The organism is Bacillus sp. PK3_68 (genome assembly GCF_003600835.1).
Classification (GTDB): domain Bacteria; phylum Bacillota; class Bacilli; order Bacillales; family Domibacillaceae; genus Pseudobacillus.
Map to the genome: position 1 here is coordinate 277,086 of NZ_NQYC01000001.1, position 17,786 is coordinate 294,871.

17 protein-coding genes, 2 pseudogenes and 1 riboswitch are annotated in these 17,786 nt (G+C 37.2%); of the genes and pseudogenes, 9 read left to right on the forward strand and 10 right to left on the reverse strand.

What is annotated here, in order from left to right; translation table 11 throughout:
* Window positions 1-117: 117 nt before the first annotated feature.
* The 3 genes from CJ483_RS01360 to CJ483_RS01370 are packed head-to-tail and all read right to left on the reverse strand — an operon-like array spanning window position 118 to window position 1,954.
* Window positions 118-1,311 carry an MFS transporter gene (locus tag CJ483_RS01360; RefSeq protein WP_120031214.1) on the reverse strand — a complete coding sequence of 398 codons (1,194 nt, stop codon included), beginning with the start codon at window positions 1,309-1,311 and terminating at the stop codon, window positions 118-120.
* A 59-nt stretch (window positions 1,312-1,370) separates the two neighbouring features.
* Window positions 1,371-1,658, reverse strand: coding sequence for a hypothetical protein (locus CJ483_RS01365; RefSeq protein ID WP_142927200.1), 288 nt, complete (start codon window positions 1,656-1,658; stop codon window positions 1,371-1,373).
* On the reverse strand, window positions 1,619-1,954 hold the full coding sequence (locus CJ483_RS01370; protein ID WP_120031218.1) for a TetR/AcrR family transcriptional regulator: 336 nt from the start codon (window positions 1,952-1,954) through the stop codon (window positions 1,619-1,621). The genes CJ483_RS01365 and CJ483_RS01370 overlap by 40 nt, the downstream gene beginning before the upstream one ends.
* Window positions 1,955-2,186: 232 nt before the next feature.
* Here CJ483_RS01370 and CJ483_RS01375 point away from each other — a divergent pair, with 232 nt between their 5' ends.
* Window positions 2,187-3,335 carry a WG repeat-containing protein gene (locus CJ483_RS01375; protein WP_182916928.1) on the forward strand — a complete coding sequence of 383 codons (1,149 nt, stop codon included), beginning with the start codon at window positions 2,187-2,189 and terminating at the stop codon, window positions 3,333-3,335.
* 381 nt (window positions 3,336-3,716) lie between these two features.
* Here the strand turns inward: CJ483_RS01375 and CJ483_RS01380 are convergent, their stop codons facing one another.
* Both CJ483_RS01380 and CJ483_RS24740 read right to left on the reverse strand, forming a co-directional pair.
* Entirely contained in the window at window positions 3,717-4,343 is a 627-nt protein-coding gene (locus CJ483_RS01380; RefSeq protein ID WP_120031222.1) for an FAD-dependent monooxygenase, read from the reverse strand.
* 164 nt (window positions 4,344-4,507) lie between these two features.
* Window positions 4,508-4,807 carry a hypothetical protein gene (locus CJ483_RS24740; RefSeq protein ID WP_120031224.1) on the reverse strand — a complete coding sequence of 100 codons (300 nt, stop codon included), beginning with the start codon at window positions 4,805-4,807 and terminating at the stop codon, window positions 4,508-4,510.
* A 106-nt stretch (window positions 4,808-4,913) separates the two neighbouring features.
* Between CJ483_RS24740 and CJ483_RS01390 the strand changes: the two genes are divergently transcribed.
* On the forward strand, window positions 4,914-5,105 hold the full coding sequence (locus CJ483_RS01390; RefSeq protein ID WP_120031226.1) for a hypothetical protein: 192 nt from the start codon (window positions 4,914-4,916) through the stop codon (window positions 5,103-5,105).
* Between the two features lie 141 nt (window positions 5,106-5,246).
* Here CJ483_RS01390 and CJ483_RS01395 read toward each other — a convergent pair whose 3' ends face one another.
* Entirely contained in the window at window positions 5,247-5,945 is a 699-nt protein-coding gene (locus CJ483_RS01395) for a YetF domain-containing protein (RefSeq protein ID WP_120031228.1), read from the reverse strand.
* Between the two features lie 375 nt (window positions 5,946-6,320).
* Here CJ483_RS01395 and CJ483_RS01400 point away from each other — a divergent pair, with 375 nt between their 5' ends.
* From CJ483_RS01400 to CJ483_RS24290, 3 genes and pseudogenes are all read left to right on the forward strand, one after another.
* A complete protein-coding gene (locus CJ483_RS01400; protein WP_120031230.1) occupies window positions 6,321-6,851 on the forward strand; it encodes a GNAT family N-acetyltransferase in 531 nt (176 codons plus the stop codon).
* 135 nt (window positions 6,852-6,986) lie between these two features.
* Window positions 6,987-7,480: pseudogene (locus CJ483_RS01405) on the forward strand (DinB family protein).
* 159 nt (window positions 7,481-7,639) lie between these two features.
* Window positions 7,640-7,804: a hypothetical protein gene (locus tag CJ483_RS24290; RefSeq protein ID WP_182916929.1), complete on the forward strand. Its 165-nt coding sequence runs from the start codon at window positions 7,640-7,642 to the stop codon at window positions 7,802-7,804.
* Here the strand turns inward: CJ483_RS24290 and CJ483_RS01410 are convergent.
* Window positions 7,779-8,882, reverse strand: a complete 1,104-nt coding sequence (locus CJ483_RS01410; RefSeq protein ID WP_120031232.1) for an ATP-binding protein — start codon at window positions 8,880-8,882, stop codon at window positions 7,779-7,781. The genes CJ483_RS24290 and CJ483_RS01410 overlap by 26 nt on opposite strands.
* A 435-nt stretch (window positions 8,883-9,317) precedes the next feature.
* Here CJ483_RS01410 and CJ483_RS01415 point away from each other — a divergent pair, with 435 nt between their 5' ends.
* Window positions 9,318-9,851, forward strand: a complete 534-nt coding sequence (locus CJ483_RS01415) for a YcxB family protein (RefSeq protein ID WP_182916930.1) — start codon at window positions 9,318-9,320, stop codon at window positions 9,849-9,851.
* A 91-nt stretch (window positions 9,852-9,942) separates the two neighbouring features.
* On the opposite strand, the gene CJ483_RS01420 is transcribed toward CJ483_RS01415, so the two are convergent.
* Entirely contained in the window at window positions 9,943-11,370 is a 1,428-nt protein-coding gene (locus tag CJ483_RS01420) for an aminotransferase-like domain-containing protein (protein WP_120031236.1), read from the reverse strand.
* A 98-nt stretch (window positions 11,371-11,468) separates the two neighbouring features.
* On the opposite strand from CJ483_RS01420, the gene CJ483_RS01425 reads away from it, so the two are divergent.
* The 3 genes and pseudogenes from CJ483_RS01425 (at window position 11,469) to CJ483_RS01435 (ending at window position 14,448) form a co-directional block, all read left to right on the forward strand.
* Window positions 11,469-12,071, forward strand: coding sequence for a LysE/ArgO family amino acid transporter (locus tag CJ483_RS01425; protein WP_120031239.1), 603 nt, complete (start codon window positions 11,469-11,471; stop codon window positions 12,069-12,071).
* Window positions 12,072-12,414: 343 nt separating this feature from the next.
* A riboswitch (cyclic di-AMP (ydaO/yuaA leader) is annotated at window positions 12,415-12,555 on the forward strand.
* A 149-nt stretch (window positions 12,556-12,704) separates the two neighbouring features.
* Window positions 12,705-14,019 (forward strand): annotated as a pseudogene (locus tag CJ483_RS01430) (TrkH family potassium uptake protein).
* Window positions 14,020-14,052: 33 nt separating this feature from the next.
* Window positions 14,053-14,448 (forward strand): sporulation protein, encoded by a 396-nt coding sequence (locus tag CJ483_RS01435; protein WP_259455530.1) that lies wholly within the window; start codon window positions 14,053-14,055, stop codon window positions 14,446-14,448.
* Between the two features lie 1,598 nt (window positions 14,449-16,046).
* Here the strand turns inward: CJ483_RS01435 and CJ483_RS01445 are convergent.
* Complete coding sequence (locus tag CJ483_RS01445) at window positions 16,047-17,543, reverse strand: sodium:solute symporter family protein (protein WP_120031245.1); 1,497 nt, start codon at window positions 17,541-17,543, stop codon at window positions 16,047-16,049.
* The gene (locus CJ483_RS01450) at window positions 17,543-17,734 is read right to left on the reverse strand and encodes a DUF3311 domain-containing protein (RefSeq protein ID WP_120031247.1); all 192 of its coding nucleotides are present in this window, start codon (window positions 17,732-17,734) and stop codon (window positions 17,543-17,545) included. Before CJ483_RS01450 ends, CJ483_RS01445 begins: the two co-directional genes overlap by 1 nt.
* Window positions 17,735-17,786 lie beyond the last annotated feature (52 nt).

Below are 17,786 nucleotides of genomic sequence, written 5' to 3' on the forward strand. Positions count from 1 at the left end.
TGTTTAAAAAACAAAAGAGGTTTCCATAGGAATCAAGTCCATATCATGGGCTCATTTTCTTTCATTTATATAACTAATTTAAATAATAGTTTTGCAGTAACTATTCAATGAATCATTTTATTCAACGGTTCTATCTGCTAATCGCTTCTCTTTCCAAGACACTGTGATAAATAGTGCAACCGCTAGAATAATGGCTGAAAAGATGTAAGGGAAATGGATATTGAAATCAAACAGAATCCCTCCTATTGTAGGCCCTACAATATTTCCTAAGCTTGTATAAGTGGAGTTCATTCCTGCTACAAAACCTTGTTCACTTCCCGCAGTCCTTGAAAGAAAAGTGGTGAGCGCCGGCCGGAGCAGGTCAAAGGCTAAAAAGATAATACAAGTGACCATCAAAACAAGCCAGAAGTTAGTGACGACAGTTGAAGCAATAGCAAAAATGGCTCCGGTTATGAGGCATAATTGAATAAGCTTCTTTTCACCTAATACATGAATCATTTTTCCGAATAAAAAGACCTGGAAAATCATGCCGAATATCGAACTGATAGTAATAATATAAGCAATGTCCTTAGGAGTAAAACCAAATTTGTGATCAGAAAACAAACTAAAAACTGTTTCGTACACTGATAATCCAAATGCCAGGACAAATACAATGATAAATGCCACAAAGTAAAGAGGATTTAATGACTTCTTTAACTCCTTCACAAAACTTGCTTTCTTGTTTTTAGAGGAAATAGCGGATAATTGTTCTTTTGTCAATGGCTCCTTGAGAATAAATAAGGAAGAAATAGCAGCAAGAAAAGCGATTGCTGCGGCACAAAAGAAAGGAACTCGAATGCCATATTCAGCTATAAACCCTCCAATGCCAGGGCCGATGATGAAACCGGTACTGATAGCCGCCGATAAATAACCTAATGCTTTAGGGCGTTCCTCTAAAGAGGTAATGTCTGCAATATAGGCTGTCACTCCCGGCATAATAAATGCTGCGCTGATTCCTCCTAGTATTCTTGAAAGATATAGGACTAAAACGTGCTTTCCTAATCCAAAAAGCAGCTCAGAAAGACAAAAGATAAACAATCCAATAATGATGATTTTTTTTCTGCCGAACTGATCTACCCATCTCCCGGCCACCGGGGACATTAATAATTGAGAAAAGGAGAAAGCGGCAACCATGTAGCCCATTGTGGCACCAGACAAATTCATTTCATTCATAAAGGAAGGCATAATGGGAATAATTAAACCAACCCCTAAAAAAGCAACAAAAATATTGCTTAATAATATAAGAAGTACTATTTTTTGATTACGAATCATAAGTGAGTATGCACACCTCTGCTTTCACGGGAAAATTTTCTCACAAACTTTTATTGATTCTATCGCTCCAACGAGATCCCTCTCCAAAACACTTTCCATGAAGCTTCCAACCTGTCTTCAACTTTTTTTAAGCTATTCGTATAAACAAGCTCCACCATAATCGCATCAATGATGCCTATATAAGCAATCGTTGGTATCTGGGGGTCTGTTCCATAAATAACTTTTGCTTCAATCCATTCACTAAATTTCTTTTCAAGGGACTCTTTTACTTGCTGTTCAATATCTATAATGTTCTTCTCTATTTCTTTCAATAAGTGATCCGGGGAAAGAAGGACATTCGAAGCCAAAATTTCATATATTCATCCTTCTGAAATAACTGTGTGACCATGATTAAAAAACCGTACAGATCCTTCTCCGGGTGATTGACCGCTTTTTCATTAAAGTATTGCAACTTTAAAGATAATTCTACTTCTTTTGCATCTTGAAGTAATTGTAAAAATAAATCGTCTTTACTCTTAAAATGAGCATAAATCGATTGTTTCTTTATCCCTGCTTCCTCAGAAATTTGCGATAGGGAAGCTCCCTCATAGCCATGGAGGGTAAAATACTTGAGTGCTGCTTCTTTGATTTTATTGCTTCTCACACACCATCACCTCTTTTTTAACGAACGTTCGTAAGTTAATTTACCAGAGAATGGACCAGCAAGCAAGCTAATTCTTTCATATACAAAATAAATGAAAGACAGCCTTTATTTTAATTGCAGAATGAAAGCAGCCTCTTTTTTAGGTGAATGGCCGTAATGGCAGAAAAATTTGATATAGTTGCTCTAAGGATTCCAGATTCAAAATAATACCAAAATGATAAAGGGAGGATGTATGAAGGGAGAACTTTTCTGCAAGCTGTCTCTGTCTTTTTTGAGTGTGTTAGTCTCTTCAACGCTTATCGCCTGCTCCAATGATGAATCTTCTATAAAAACTCAAGAGGAAAAACGTAAGGCACAAGAAACAGAGTCTTTTACACAAGCTAAGCTCTATCTTGTTAAAAAAGATGGAAGGTATGGCTTTATAAATCAGAAGGGACAATTGATGATTCCTTATCTGTATAAGTCAGCACAAAACTTTTCAGAAGGATTAGCGATGGTAAGCAAGGATGGAAAACATTATGGATATATAGATACAAGTGGTAAGGTGAAAATCCCTTTATACCTTCAAAACCGTGAAGGAGAGCTGCCATTATACGGCGGTTCAAATGATCAGCTGGATTTCAATATGGGAAAAGTCACCTATTATGATAAAAAGGCAGACAGCACGGGTATCTTAACTAACAAAGGACAAAATCTTCATTCTCCAAAATATAACTATGATTTTATAGAGGAAGGATATATATTTGCGACTGACAAGAAAACAAATCAACAAGTCGTCTTAGATAAAAACGGCAAAAAGGTGTTTACACCTAAGAGAGGCGAGGTCGTTAGGGATATTTATAAGGATTATTTTGCCGTTACCACTGTTAAAGAAGACGATGAACAGGAAGAATTTGAGATAGTCGATTTAGTAGATAACCATAATAAGGTTATCGTCGACGCTACAGAAAAAAAGATTATACAATGGAAATATGGGAACGAAGGACTGATTCCGTACTATACTGATGACTTTTTTGAAGGCGAGGGATATGTAAATGACAATGAAGAAATTGTCATCAAAGCCCGGTTTGACAGTGCCAGCCCATTTTCAGAAGGGATGGCGGTTGTTGGATTAACACCAGAACAAGCAGAAGATCCCTACGTTAGGAGCGGTTATATTAATCAGACTGGAGAAATAGTTATTCCCGTCATTTATGATACAGCTACAGATTTTAATGAGGGAGTAGCTTTAGTATCCAAAGACAACAAATATTTTTTCATTAATAAAACAGGAAAGAAACTATTCAATCAATCATTTAGCGATGCGCGTAATTTTCAAAGTGGGTTGGCTCTCGTGAAGAAGGGAAACAAGCTGCAATATATAAATAAAAAGGAAAAGTAGTTTGGGGAAATGTGATAACGAATGACAAGGATTTATTCGCAGATTTTATCAATGATGCGTTTTGAAGCATCTGGAAGAACGGCACCCTTTCAATGAAAAAATTTTGAAAGAGCTACGGGACAATAAAGTAATTTAAAAAGCCAAACAAGCATAACCCCGTCCTGGATTTAGGACGGGGCAAAAATGTACTTGGTTAATTTTGATGCAAGATACTTCGTTACACTAATAAAGTCATTTGAAAATCTAAGGCTGATTATGCTAATCCAAGTAATTAAAAATCGGTGTGGAAAACGGATTCTAATTGATTTTCTTGTATTTTGGCAGGCAGCCTTCTCATGATTGCATTACTAATCTTAATTTGAAAGGGATTGTCTAATTGCGCTACTTTTCCAATGCGCCATGAAAGATTGATAATCTTTTTGTCTTTGGCAGTCTTAAATTTTCAAATTCAAGAAATGCTTCTTCCCTACACTTCTTATACTTTAAAATTTTGCTTAGTATGATTGCATCTTCAATGGCTTGACCTGCTCCTTGACCAATATTAGGAGTAGTGGCGTGAGCTGCATCACCAATCAGCAGAATTTTATCCAAAGCAAAGCGATTGGTAGGCTTGAGATCAATGATGTCATTCCATATGAGTTTTTCGTCTCCTGTCCATTTGATTAACTCAGGTACAGGGAAATGATAATCTTGAAAGGCATGAGACAATTCATTCGTTGTAAAAGCTGACATGTCTTTGCTTTGAAAAGGTGCGTTGATACATGCAAACCAGTATATCTGATTATTTGTCAGAGGGGCCATGCCGAACCGTCCTTTCGACCCCCATGTTTCGGTAAATTCCCCGGGTATGACAAATTCTTTTGGAGGCTTCACCACAGCACGCCAACAAGTATAACCTGAATAACGCGGATTTATGGTTGAAAGGGATTTTTTCCGTACGACGGAATGGATCCCATCCGCTGCTATAAGTGCATCACCTTCTATGGCATTTCCATCTTCTAGACGCACTGTAACTCCCGTTTCATTTTAATATCCTCCGTTGTCCACTTTTTCTTGTTTTATTGGATAGTGATCTTCAAAAAAATGATTGCACGGAACAATTTTATTATCTACGACAGTATTAATATGTTTATGTCGCAGTTCGTTGGAAATGAGAAGGTGACTAGTGATATTTACATAATAAAATATAGAACATTATCAAACTTGTGATACGGAATATAGAGAAGAAGAGCTACAAAAACAAGCATAACGATAGCTAAAACAAGGCTACAAAAAGCTAAAAGTTTCTTCTCAGATCTTTTAAACAAAGAGGTCATACTTAAGATAAGTACTGTCGGAATACCAACATAAAAGGCGATCATTAAGTCAAATGCTAGTGGAGAACGAGCATGGATGACTGGTGAAGCAGCTAATAATATACCTAAGGTCAACGAAGTATAACTAAGCCAGGAATATCTTTTATTGTTTTTCATAACTTGCCTCATCTTTCACTTATAAAAATATTAATTACATATTTTAACTCATTTTGAATTAATATACAAACGAGGTTCGTGTGGCTGTCGTTTATTCAGTTGGGGTATGGCTACATACTGGATTTGGTTCAGGAAAAATTGGAAGGAAGAAAAAAACAGCAAAGCTCCCGGCCTTTTAAAAAGTGTTGGCAATTTGGTGAAAGAGCCTAACCTTAAAAATACAGCAGAAATCGACTTAATTGAAAATGCAGATTGTGTAGTTATCGATGGACCATTGACGAAAGTGACGCCTAAATAATGTGAAGATGACACAATTATTTGGAAGGGTGGTAAGGTGCTTAACGTGATAAGAAGTCAGCAGGTTCGGATGTCTGGATAGGATGTTATTTAAACAGAAGTATAGGGAAGAGGGTGAGGCCCTCTTCAAGACGCTGTAAACCTAATGAAATACATCATTTTTGTTATCAATATATAGTGATCCATCTTTTTGAACTTCAGCATAGAAGACATCGGAAATAGAATTGATACCAGCTGATTGTAGTTGTTGATCTAACCACTCCTCGTTAAGATTTAACTTTTCTAAATTCTTTTTATCAATTTCGCCATCAGAAATCACAGACATAGGAAGAGGGAAAAAATCGGTATTAGTTTTTGGGGTGTTCATGCCGCTCTCAATCAAAGTCTGCTTTGGTTCCTTTTTTATTACGGAGAGAGTGCCATCTGTTTCAAAAATTGCGTAATCAACATCAGAGGTGGAAAATACGTTCTTCTTTCGTAATAAAGTGTTTAAAGAATTTATATCTAGCCGCGCCTTGCGGAGAGTATTTTCCATAATTTTTCCTTTTCTAATAAGAATGATTGGTTGTCCTACAATAGCATAACGTGCATTTTTAGATTTTATATCTAGAAATCCGAGAAAGATGGTGAAAGCGCTCCAGCCTAACAAAGAGATCAGTCCGTTACGAATACTTAGTGAGTTATCAATAGCAAGAGAAGCCCCTATAGTACCGATTGAAATAGCAGATACAAAGTTAAAAAAGGTCATTTGGGAAATTTCTTTTCTTCCAATAAGCCTTGTTAAAACTAATAAAGTAATAAAAGAAATAGAAAGCCTTAGAACTAGTTCTGGAACCGACATAGTTAAACTCCTTTCATTCATTATGGAAAGTAAATTACTACGTATTGTTCCAAACTTTTAAAATTTGATGTATCTTCTATTGATTTTTTGAAAAATATAGAAATGATCAGTATGCCGTAGTTCGTTAAAATATAACAGATTAATAAATACCCCAATGGAAAATAAGGGCGCCAAAATATGAAGGCAGCGGGCAGCTGTTCTGTTATTTGGTGCCCTCTTTTACTTTATAGGAGGAAAGGGATATGAATGCATAACAATTAAAATTAAACTAAGGGGCAGTTTAATTGGAGAGGGAATGATAATTTTTAGAGGTTATTTTTGTCTTAATATCGAAACAAGGATTAGGGGAGTAGTCTTTTTATTGGAGGATATGTAATGAACATAAAAACAAAAAGGTTATTAATACGTAAATTTACATTCGAGGATTGGCAAGCTGTCTATGAATATACTTCTGAGGTTAATGTAATGAAATACATACCAGAAGGTGTTTTGACTAAAGAAGATGTAAAAGAATTTATAAATAAAAACAAGGATGATGCGGCTGAGAAATTTGCTGTTGTATTAATAGACGAGAATATTGTTATTGGACACATCGTTTTTTTAAAGTATTTTGGTGAGCATACTTATGAGATTGGGTGGGTGTTTAACCCAAAATATCACAATAGAGGATATGCTTCTGAAGCAGCACGAGCGGTTTTAAAATTTGGTTTTGAAAAAATGAAGTTACATAGGATTATCGCAACGTGTCAACCAGAGAATATTCCATCATATCGAGTTATGGAGAAGATTGGAATGAGAAGGGAAGGATATTTTAAAAAATGTATCCCAAAGGAAAATGAATGGTGGGATGAGTATTATTACGCTATTCTAGAGGAAGAGTGGAAAATAGATAGTGTAAAGTTGTAAGGAATTGTTTAGCTATTTAAAAAGATGGAATGAATTTGGTTTTTCATTTCATCTTTTATTTTTTACAGTAAAATAAGAATATTTCGAGAGCTGTTAACTGTAAAAAAGGTAGGAAATTTAATGGGAGGGAAGGCAATGGAGAAATTAGAATATGAATGGGTAAAACAAACAAGAAACATTTTATTAGACCAGTGTAAAGAATTAACGGAAGAAGAGCTTATCAAGGAACTTGACTTTGGTTTTCAAAGTATAAAAGATTCCTTCTTTCATATAGCGGGATGTTATCATGCTTGGTTAGGTTCTTTTGTGCTTTCAGCGACAACTACCCCACTTTACTCAAGAGAAGAAATTAATCAAATGCAACTAGAAGATATTAAACGTTATTTTCAACAAGCGGATGCATATGCAGAACAAGTATTTGAAAAATCTATTGAAGAGTTGAATACAGTTATCGAAAAGAAGCTTCCTTGGAGAACGGAAAGTGGATTGGTGAGAAAAACCCCCACCAATTATTGGTTCATTCAATTACACACGAATTTCATCACAAAGGGCAAATTGTAGCAATGTTACGTCTGCTTGGCCACGTCCCTCAGAACACGGATATACTGGGATTGCCTGGTTTAGATTAGGGGGCTATTGTTTACTTATTTAATAAGAGCATGTTTTGAACAATCTTCTTTTCAAAACATGCTCTTTCTTTTTGTTCATTTATCAAAGTTATTAGTTGTAACTGGATCGATCATTATTCCAAAGCGACAAAAGTTCGTTTTTTATTCAGACAATGGGAGTTGAAGAATTTAAGCGGGGGCACCTCAAAGGGGGAGTGGGTCTATGATTCTTATGAACCGCTGGAAGGAAGAGTAGTTGAATATACTCCTCCTCTAGCTATTGGGTTACTGGTTGCTGATTATCATTGCCGCGGCGTGGCTAACCCTGTATTGGATGATGATTAAAAGCTTTAGGCAAATTGATTATGACGGTCGTTCCTTCACCGAGTTGACTATGAATTTCTATGGTACCGCTATGGTTTTCTATAATTCGTCTACACATCATAAGACCTAAACCTGTCCCTTTTTCTTTTGTTGTGTAGAAAGGCTCAAATAGTCTTTTCTGTCTCTCTTGCGAAATGCCGCTCCCTTTATCGATAATTTCTATTGAGACACTCTCATCGTGCATATTCTTAAGGGAAATAACTATTTCTTGCGTGGCAGGGTCAGTAGTGGCTTCAATCGCGTTTTGTATCAAGTTCATTAACACCTGTGTTATCTGATTAGGATCGCATTGAATAGTAAATGTCTGATCGAAATGAATGGATTTAATAAGATGTATACCTTTTAAAGTAGCTTGAGGCTTCATAAATTCTACAACATGAGAGACCAAAGCCTTGATGTCCACTTCCCTAGTCTTCATGTTTTCTTTCGGTTTAGCTATAAAGATGAATTCGTTTACAATGGCATTAATTCTATTTAATTCTCTAAGAACAATGTCCATATAACTATCTATTGTTTTATCACTTGAAAGTTCCTTAATCATTTGAGCAAAACCGGTTACACACGTTAAAGGATTTCGAATTTCATGGGCAACCCCAGCTGCTAATTCACCAATTAACGAAAGCTTTTCTAGCTCTTGAATCTTGAGGGTGTTCTTTCGGTGCTCTGTAATCTCGATGGCTGTCCCATTTACTTCAATGACTCGTGAATTAATAATTACTGGAGTTAATGAAGTAAGATAATAGAATCCATTGAGGTTTCCTTCATAATTAATAATGCTGCCATTCCAAGCTTTTTCATAATAAGATTGTTTCTCATCTGCATGACTTTCAGGTAAGAAGTCATGCAAGGTTTTACCAACAATTATCGAGGGGGGAATCTCTATTTTTTTTAGAAAGTCACCTTCTGCAAATGTATGGATAAACTCATTGTTTTTCTTTATAAATTTAAATACAAATCCATTATGCTTCGGAATAAGATTTCGATAATCGACATGATTATCAAGAATGTTCTGAATAGTTACAGTGTCATTATGAGTCATATTTGCATCCTCCGATTATTATGATGGTTAGTAAATACATTTTATGGGGTTTTTGTAATTTTTTCTATTATACACTAGTTTGGGCTGTGTTTCTTTATAGTGTTAAACTTAAAGATAGAAAATCTCTAAAGATCGACAAAGGTCTTTTTTTATTGCTTGAAAAGGGAAGAAAATAGGTAAAGACTCAACGGTTTGACAGAGCTTTTAGTATTGATTATGTTGAAACGCCAGATGGGGATCCTGCCCACTAAAGATTTGTTCTCAAAAAGCTCCCTCGCAAGTTCCTGAAAGTAGTTAGGGGGAGAATACAAGAATTTTCGTAAGGAGGGGCACTGCCAGGTTTTAGTATACATTCTAAGTTTCTACGATATAATGACTCTACTCAGTTGTTTTAACGATAATCTGGAGACTAGCAAAGACATAGGGGGGACGAAGATGGAAATTAAATATGAGCTGACAAAAGATGATTACCTAGCGTTTAATCTTCATTACGTTAAGCATTCTAAAACTATAAAGCAGTCTTTATTCAGGCAACAATTTTTTGTGCCAATTATTTTCTTAATCCTGCCTTTTATTTTTCCTTTGGTTGCAGGAGAGTTTTCGGTTGGATTCTCCATTGTCTTTATGCTCGTCTCAGTCGTATGGATGATATTTTATCCAAAATATTTCTACTGGCATGTTATGAGCCATATAAACAAAAGCTTTAACGAGGGCAATAATGAGAATTTGTTAGGGGAGCATACATTTACATTTAATGATGAGGGGTTTATAGAAACGAACAGAGCAGGAGAAAGCCAGGTTAGTTGGTCCAGTATAGAAAAAGTAGAAGAGAATGACCAATATTTCTTTCTCTTCTTTAGTACTATGAGTGCCTATATTCTACCGAAACGTTCATTCTTGAATGAAACGGATCAGAAAAACTTTCAGCGTAGGATGGATCAACGAATTTCTTCAGCCGCTAGTAAGTAAGAGCTTAAATAGACTCCTTGTTATCCGCGGTTTTACTCTATAGAAAGAGTCATTATTTTGATTATTCTTTAATCAAAATAATGACTCTTTTTTAATGTTCCTGTTCCACTAATCTTGTTAAAATATTTAGTCCTTCTTTTAATTCTTCTAATGACGCATAGGCATAGGAAAGACGGATATGATGTAAGTCTCTTGTTTCATATATATATCCTGGGTTAATCAGCACATGCTGACTCAACAAATTTAGAAATAATGCCTTATTTACGATAGGTTTATGGAACCTGATCCATATGTAGAAGCCACCCTCAGATTTTTTCCACGTAGCTATTTTTTGAAATCGCTGCTCTAAAATTCCTTCTACAAATGCCGCCCGCTTTTTCAATTGTTCTCGAAGTTGAACCAAATGCCTTTCGTATAAACCAGTTGCTATCCAATGGGCAACGATTTCTTGGGAAAAGGCGCTTGAGCCGTAATCCGTTTGCATTTTAATATCAGCTAATCGTTTAATAACAGGAGAAGGGGCAACTACCCAACCAATCCGTAATCCCGCACTGAGCGTTTTGGATACACTGCCGATATAAAGCACTTGACCGGACGTGTCAAACGACTTTATGGCAGGCGAAGTGGAGTCGAATAATAATTCATGATAGACATCATCTTCAATAATCGGGATTTGCAGTTCTTTGCATGCATGATATAGTGTTTGTTTTTCCTTCATCGACCAATTGTGTCCGGTCGGATTGTGCAAGGTCGGCACACAGTAAAATAAAGATTGTCTTTTTCTTTTGAGTGTCCTTAATTTGTCTGCTAAATGGTCATCCCTTGAAACTGCAGTCATGCGCATGCCTGCAGATTGAAAGAGATGAATGGAATTTAGATACGATGGCTGCTCCTGAAAAACAATGGAGCCTGCTTCTAATAAACCAACAGCGATTAATTGAAGAGCTTGAAGGGCGCCTGAAACAATTAAAATGTTCTCCGGCGCTGTTTGAATACCTCGTTTTTTTAAGTAGCTACATAGAATGACGCGAAGCTTTTCGCTTCCTTGAGGAGAGGAATAACCGATGGCTTTTGGATTGAGCGAGATTTCTTTTAACGACTGTTCCATTTGTTTTGTTGGAAGTAAGTCGGGGGATAACTCACCTGTTCCAAGGCGGATGACATGATCCATCTGCTCATGCTCATTGATAAGCTGAATCGTATGGTAATTTGGTTTGTGAATACTGGATTCAATATGCTGCTGCCAGTTCGGCTGAGATCTATTCACAAGCACATTCCACGAATTATTGGCCACAAAGACGCCCGACCCTTTTTTCGATTCGAGAAAACCATCTGCTCTTAAGTCATCAAGCGCAAGTTGAACAGTGCTCCGATTGACGTTAAATTGCATTGCCAGCTGGCGCTGCGTGGGAATTTTTGTGCCAACTGTCCAATCCCCTCGTTCAATCTGAATCTTTATCCAATCTACAATTTGCTCTTGGATGGTTAAATGAGAATGACGGTTGGGTTTCCAATTCATTGAATCCCCTCCTAAATTGGGTGGATAAAAACCATCCAATTGGCTGTTTTCTTTTAGTTGTATCATAGTACGATAGTAATTGGAAGGGAGTTGATGACATGGATGCCATTATCCACGGGATCATTTTAGCCTTTGGTCTTATTTTGCCTTTAGGCGTGCAAAATGTATTTGTATTTTCGCAAGGAGCCACACAGCCAAAACTGTTTCAAGCACTGCCGGCGGCTATTACAGCTGCATTGTGCGATACACTTTTAATTATCTTAGCCGTGTTTGGTCTATCCGTGATTGTTTTACAATTTGAATGGCTACGGGTTAGTCTCATGATCGTCGGAATTTTATTTTTGCTTTACATGGGGTACGCTATTTGGCGGTCTGCGCCAATGGATACGGAAGAGAATAAAGCATTATCAATCCGGCGGCAAATTATTTTCGCTTTATCTGTTTCTTTACTAAATCCTCATGCTATTTTAGACACAGTGGGAGTGATCGGGACAAGTGCATTAAGATATGTTGGCACAGAGCAAGTTTTTTTTACAATCGCCTGTGTGACAGTGTCTTGGATTTGGTTTTTGGGATTGACGATTGCAGGTGCGATTATGAAAAAGCTTGATGGTACAGGAGGGTTAATGAATATATTCAACAAATGCTCTGGTCTATTTATCTGGGGAACTGCCGTTTATCTGTTGATTGGATTGATATGACAAACAGCAAACAATAACAATATTATGTCTAGTGAAGACTCTTCTTTTATCGTTTGTCACAATGAGAATACTAGTTAGAATTTGAACGATATATATGGATACATAGAAAGAGGCTATTTCATCTTCTTGTCGATCATGAACCATAAATATAAGAGCCATTTCATTTATCAAAAAGCGAGGAAGCCTGCAAAAAATGCAGGCTTTTTTTATGGTGGTGCCTGTTTTATTGTACTGAATGGTAAAGCAGGCAGGTTCAGGACTTTTAATTTGCAAATTCTATCTTTACAAATGGTTTTTCCGAGAGTATAGTAGCTATTATCAATTTAATGTTTACATTAAATCATACCTAATATCGCTTAATTCTTGAGGAAGTGGGGGACCCATTTTTGTGCATAGCACTTGGGGTGAATCCTTCGTTAGAAGGTAGGGCTACTTTCAAGGCCCGAGTCCGACAGCTAACCCCATCAGCGTTTTGAAAGGAGGTTTGCTTTGTGTTGTGTAAAGAACACTAAGTAGGGCTTCTTAGTGTTTTTTTGTTGCCCTGCTTTCAACATTAGTCCATTGCCCTTTAAGAAAAATTTAGGATTGAGAAGTGAAGGAGATACTATCGTGAACAGCAAATCCAATCATTTTATGGATCCCCCTAAGATCTTAGCAGGCGGATTTGCTCTTGTTATTTTGTTAGGAGCTTATCTTTTGACGTTGCCAGCGGCGACAAAAAACGGAGAGGGCCTATCCTTTTTAGATGCCCTTTTTACATCCACGTCTGCCACGTGTGTAACGGGCCTGGTTGTTGTTGATACAGGCACCACATTTTCCACCTTTGGCCAGCTTGTTATTTTGGGCCTCATCCAAATTGGGGGCTAGGCTTTATGTCGGTTGCAACGCTGTTTGCTTTTTTGTTGAAAAGAAAAATTTCCTTGAAAGAACGATTGATTTTACGGGAAGCTTTTAATTCCCCGGCCATTGAAGGGATTGTTAAACTCGTAAGGCGGGTTTTGCTTTTCACGCTTGCCTGTGAGTTTATCGGGGGGATATTGCTTACCATTCGTTTCTCTTTTGATATGCCGATAGGGAAAGCGATGTATTATGGATTTTTTCATGCTATTTCCAATTTTAATAATGCAGGATTCGACCTTATGGGTGAATTTAGAAGTTTAACCGGCTATGTAGATGATCCAATCGTTGTATTAGTGATCTGCTCGTTAATCATTATGGGAGGCATCGGGTTTGTCGTCATGAACGAATTGTATGACTACCGGAAGAGAAAAAACTTATCTCTACACACAAAAATTGTTCTGGTGACAACCTTCTTGCTAGTTGGAGTAGGAACGGTTTTAATTTTCTTGTTGGAATTTCACAATACAAAAACATTGAAGCCTTTATCGTGGACGGGGAAGTTTTTAGGCGCTTTGTATCAATCAGTAACAGCGCGTACAGCGGGATCGAACACACTAAATATTGCTGATTTGACAGATACATCTTTGTTCTTGATTATCTTTTAATGTTTATTGGTGCTTCTCCTGGTTCTACAGGTGGAGGGATTAAGACAACGACTTTTGCTACGCTGGTTGGAGCGGTCATGTCCCAGATTAAAGGGAAGGAAGAGGTTGTTTTTTTTGAAAGACGAATTGATTATAAATTAATCTATAAGTCTCTTACGATTATATTAAGCAGCCTATCAGTTGTTGTTATTGTAACAATGATTTTAACGATTACGGAAACAGGCAAGGGATTTTTGATGATTGTTTTTGAAGCTACGTCAGCTTTTGCCACAACAGGGCTATCGATGGGATTGACACCGGATTTAACTCCTATCGGCAAGGTGGTCATCATACTCGCCATGTTTACAGGAAGATTAGGCCCTTTAACGTTAGCAGTAGCACTTACGCTGAACCGTCAGCCTGATCGGTTCCGTTATACAGAAGAAAAAATAATGATTGGATAAGTTTATGCCATTATGCAGGAGGATTTACGGATCGTGATTAGAGAATTAATCAGCCAATGCTTTTCACGTATTGGTTCAGCACACATTCACCTTGTTTTAGATAAGAGAGAGTTTGCTCCAGGAGAAAAAGTGACTGGATACTTCTCTCTTGAAGGCGGGTGGTTTGAACAGGAAATTAAGAGGCTTGAATGTGATTTAGTCGTCACAGACAGCAAGACGCAAACGGAGCAACTGGTTGAAGGGGCTGTGACAAGACTGATGTCAAAATCAATTGTCTCCAAAGAATCAGATCAAATCCCATTCACGTTCCTGTTGCCAGCTGAATTAGATTCTTCATCTGATAGCCGCTCATATCGTTTTCACACGAGAGTCGTTTTTAGCAATGGAGCCAAAAGCATGGAACACGATGAAATTAAAATTTTAAGATAAATGCATTAACAGCGACGAAAACAAGGCATCCCTGAGTGTTCAGGAAGATGCCTTGTTTTGCTTTTGGCAAAATCATGAAATGGTTAAAAAAGGGAAGTGGATAAGAGGGAGGTAACTCATCATAAAATTGTTTCAGTTCCTAATTATGTCTTCTGCGTATTTTTTCATAATTTTGTCAGAGGATGAATTATCGGCAAGGGAGATGGTTTGGATAAAAAAAGATCCAATCAATCAAGAATGTTAAAAATGAACGTTCTATAACGGATTAAAAGGATAAAAAATTTTACAACAAGCAATAGCGCAGCAAAAGCTTTAGCAAATAACTTTTTTATTTTATTTTTATATAGATCACATTCAAATTTAAAAAAAGATGGATTATTAAGCGGCATGTTTACAAAAGAATATGACCGTCGGCTTAATAAGTCGTGTTTAATGATCAATCAATAAAATCAGTATAAAAAATCAGCTTAAAAAGCATCTCGTTTTATTTTTAAAATATCTCAATATTAATAGTATACTTTTAAAATGAGATAAAATGATTTAACTTCCTATAATTTATATTATGTTAACTAAAATAAAACGTAAATAACATGGTCTAACTAATCTTCTCCCCTTTAGTCCTCCTAATAATTATTATCTCGCAAATTTTACATAATCCTTGTATACTTCTACTTCGCGCATGACTGTCTCACTAACTGCCGATCTTTCACCTTAGCTTGGCGCTACATATATCACAGAAATATAAACGTATATGAAATACACTGCGGGAATGAGTGAAATAATTATGCCGAGTAATCTAGTTTCTAACTTATACTGCAAAACTAAGCCAATAATCCAAACTAGTAACCAGATCAGTATGCGATAATCATTTGTGGGCTCATCCGTGTCTGCTATTCCGCTAATTAAAAAGCCTATAAAACTAGAAAAAGCAACAAATAATCCGGTCACAACATTCATGATAATCCATACAATTCGACTCATTTAAGTTCGACCTCTTTCTTTGCAGCGTTTTAATACGAACCTCCGAAATAGTCACGCAGAAAATGCGCTCTGGGGGTATGTGTTTGTTTGACAATCCTTTGAGGTGTTTTTGGATGAACTTCTGCTGCTCCTTGAATTTAGAGAACATTAAACATCATGGATACATGTTTTGGGAAATTTTTGTATTTATCCTTTGAGAGAAAACGTTGAATCGTTAAAGTAGACAAAGAATTATTAGTTTACATAATTACAGAGACTATTCTATTTTCTAACGCATACTAAAAGCCAATCTACTTCTGTAAGTATGTAAGTGGAATTATTTGCTGCCCAGGTTGTTTACAGCCATTTGAATACTCCGGGTCTAGGTAAAGAAACAAGAGTGCCTCCTCCCTCTTGTTTCACTCGTTTTCTCTTAAAGACATAATAAGTCCGATCAAGAAAATGAGCGGAAACAAATACCATATGATCAATGCTGCCAACAATGATAGTAATGGATAATACTATGACAATCGCCGCTTTATACCACCTTCCTTTCTTGTCGTACTATCATTTTTTAACCTATATACCTACATAAATGCATATAAAGGCGATCCTGAATAGCGGATCGCCTCCTTCCTTTATTTCATAAGATTTTTTGCCGGTTCTTGGTAGACGGGTTCTGTTTCAGAATGGATCAAATGATTGGTCCCTAGACTGATAATTATGGCTACAATGACATTGACCGCTACTGCAATGGCTCCTGTGTTGATATCGTTAAGGACCGGAGGAATAGACGGGAAGAAATCAACCAGCTTAGCGGATGTAACCGTTGCATATAAAACGATGGCAACTCCCGTAATGATTCCTGCCATGGCACCGAACTTATTCATGGCACGCTGGTTGAAAAAGCTGAATAACAATGCCGGAACAAGTTGGGCAATTAAACTGTAAGACATAATATTCAATATTGCTAAAGCATTGCCGCCTGTAATCGTGAAAACGAACGCAATGACGATAATGACTAAAACGAAGACTTTGGAAACAATCAACTGCTGACGATCAGAAGATTTGGGGGCTATCAATTTATAAAATCCCGTCATTAATCCAATGGAAGCAGACATTAACATCACAGAGACTGGAACTAAGGCTGTGAGCAAGCCAGCCGCTCCGACAATGCCCACCACCCATGGATCAAATGTTTGAAGAGTTAAACGCAGTAAAGATAAATCTCCATCCGCTCCTTGTAACCCCGGGATCTGTATGATAGCTGCAAAGCCGATGAAAAATGCGAATAACAGGAGCAAGGTATATAAAGGCAAGGTGATCGCATTTCTTTTCAATGACTTCTCTCCCTTGGCGGATAAAACAACGGAAAAGGAATTCGGCAATAGATAAAAACTGAAGGCATTTAGGATCACCGTAGACACGAACCAAGAAATGCTCAACCCTTCAGTTGATAAAACGAGACTTTCAGGTTTGAGTGCTTCTACCGCTTTGAATAGAGGCTGAATTCCACCAAAGTAATGGAAAGGAATATATAGTCCAAGAAAAACGATAACAAACAAAATCATGATGTCTTTAAGAACGGCAGTCCAGGCGGATCCGTGAATTCCTGAAATAACGACATATATAGTAGCAATGACAGCTCCTATCGTACTTGCTGCAAGCGGACTAATACTTCCATAAGACGCTTCTGAGACGATGATTCCCAGACCTTTGAGCTGGATGACGATGTAGGGAATCAACGCGATCGTTCCGATAAAGCTCACTACCAGACCTAATATGGGACTGTTAAATTTTGAAGCAAAATAGTCAGGCTGAGAGATGATGTTATGCTGTTTAGCATAGCGCCAAATGTTCGGAACGATCCAATACGAAACGACGTAAGCCAGACAAATATAGGCAGGGACATAGAATGCGGCTGCACCTTTTGAATACGCCCATCCGCTGCCACCCAGAAAGGTAAAAGTTGTATATACCTCACCAGCGATCAGCAGGAAAACAAAAAGGGTACCGAACCCTTTGTTTCCAACGGCAAATTCATCTACATTCATTTTCTTCCCATGTGTTGCTCGAATACCGAGAAAGAGAGCAATCGCAGCGAAGGCGAATATGATAATCAATGCGATGTTCATTATTCTTCGCCTCCCTGGTTAGCAGGATCATACTTATAGACGATAGCCAGGATAGCTGATGACAAAATCATCCATAATACGATCCAAAACAGCAGGAATGGCAATCCCAATACATACGGTTCAATTTTATTGACAAATGGCAGCAAGAAGCATATTCCGATGAAAGGCACAATGAGCAATAGTTTAATCATAATTCCACTCCTCCTATTGATAGTGCGCTGTCCATAGGAGCTTTTAGTCTAT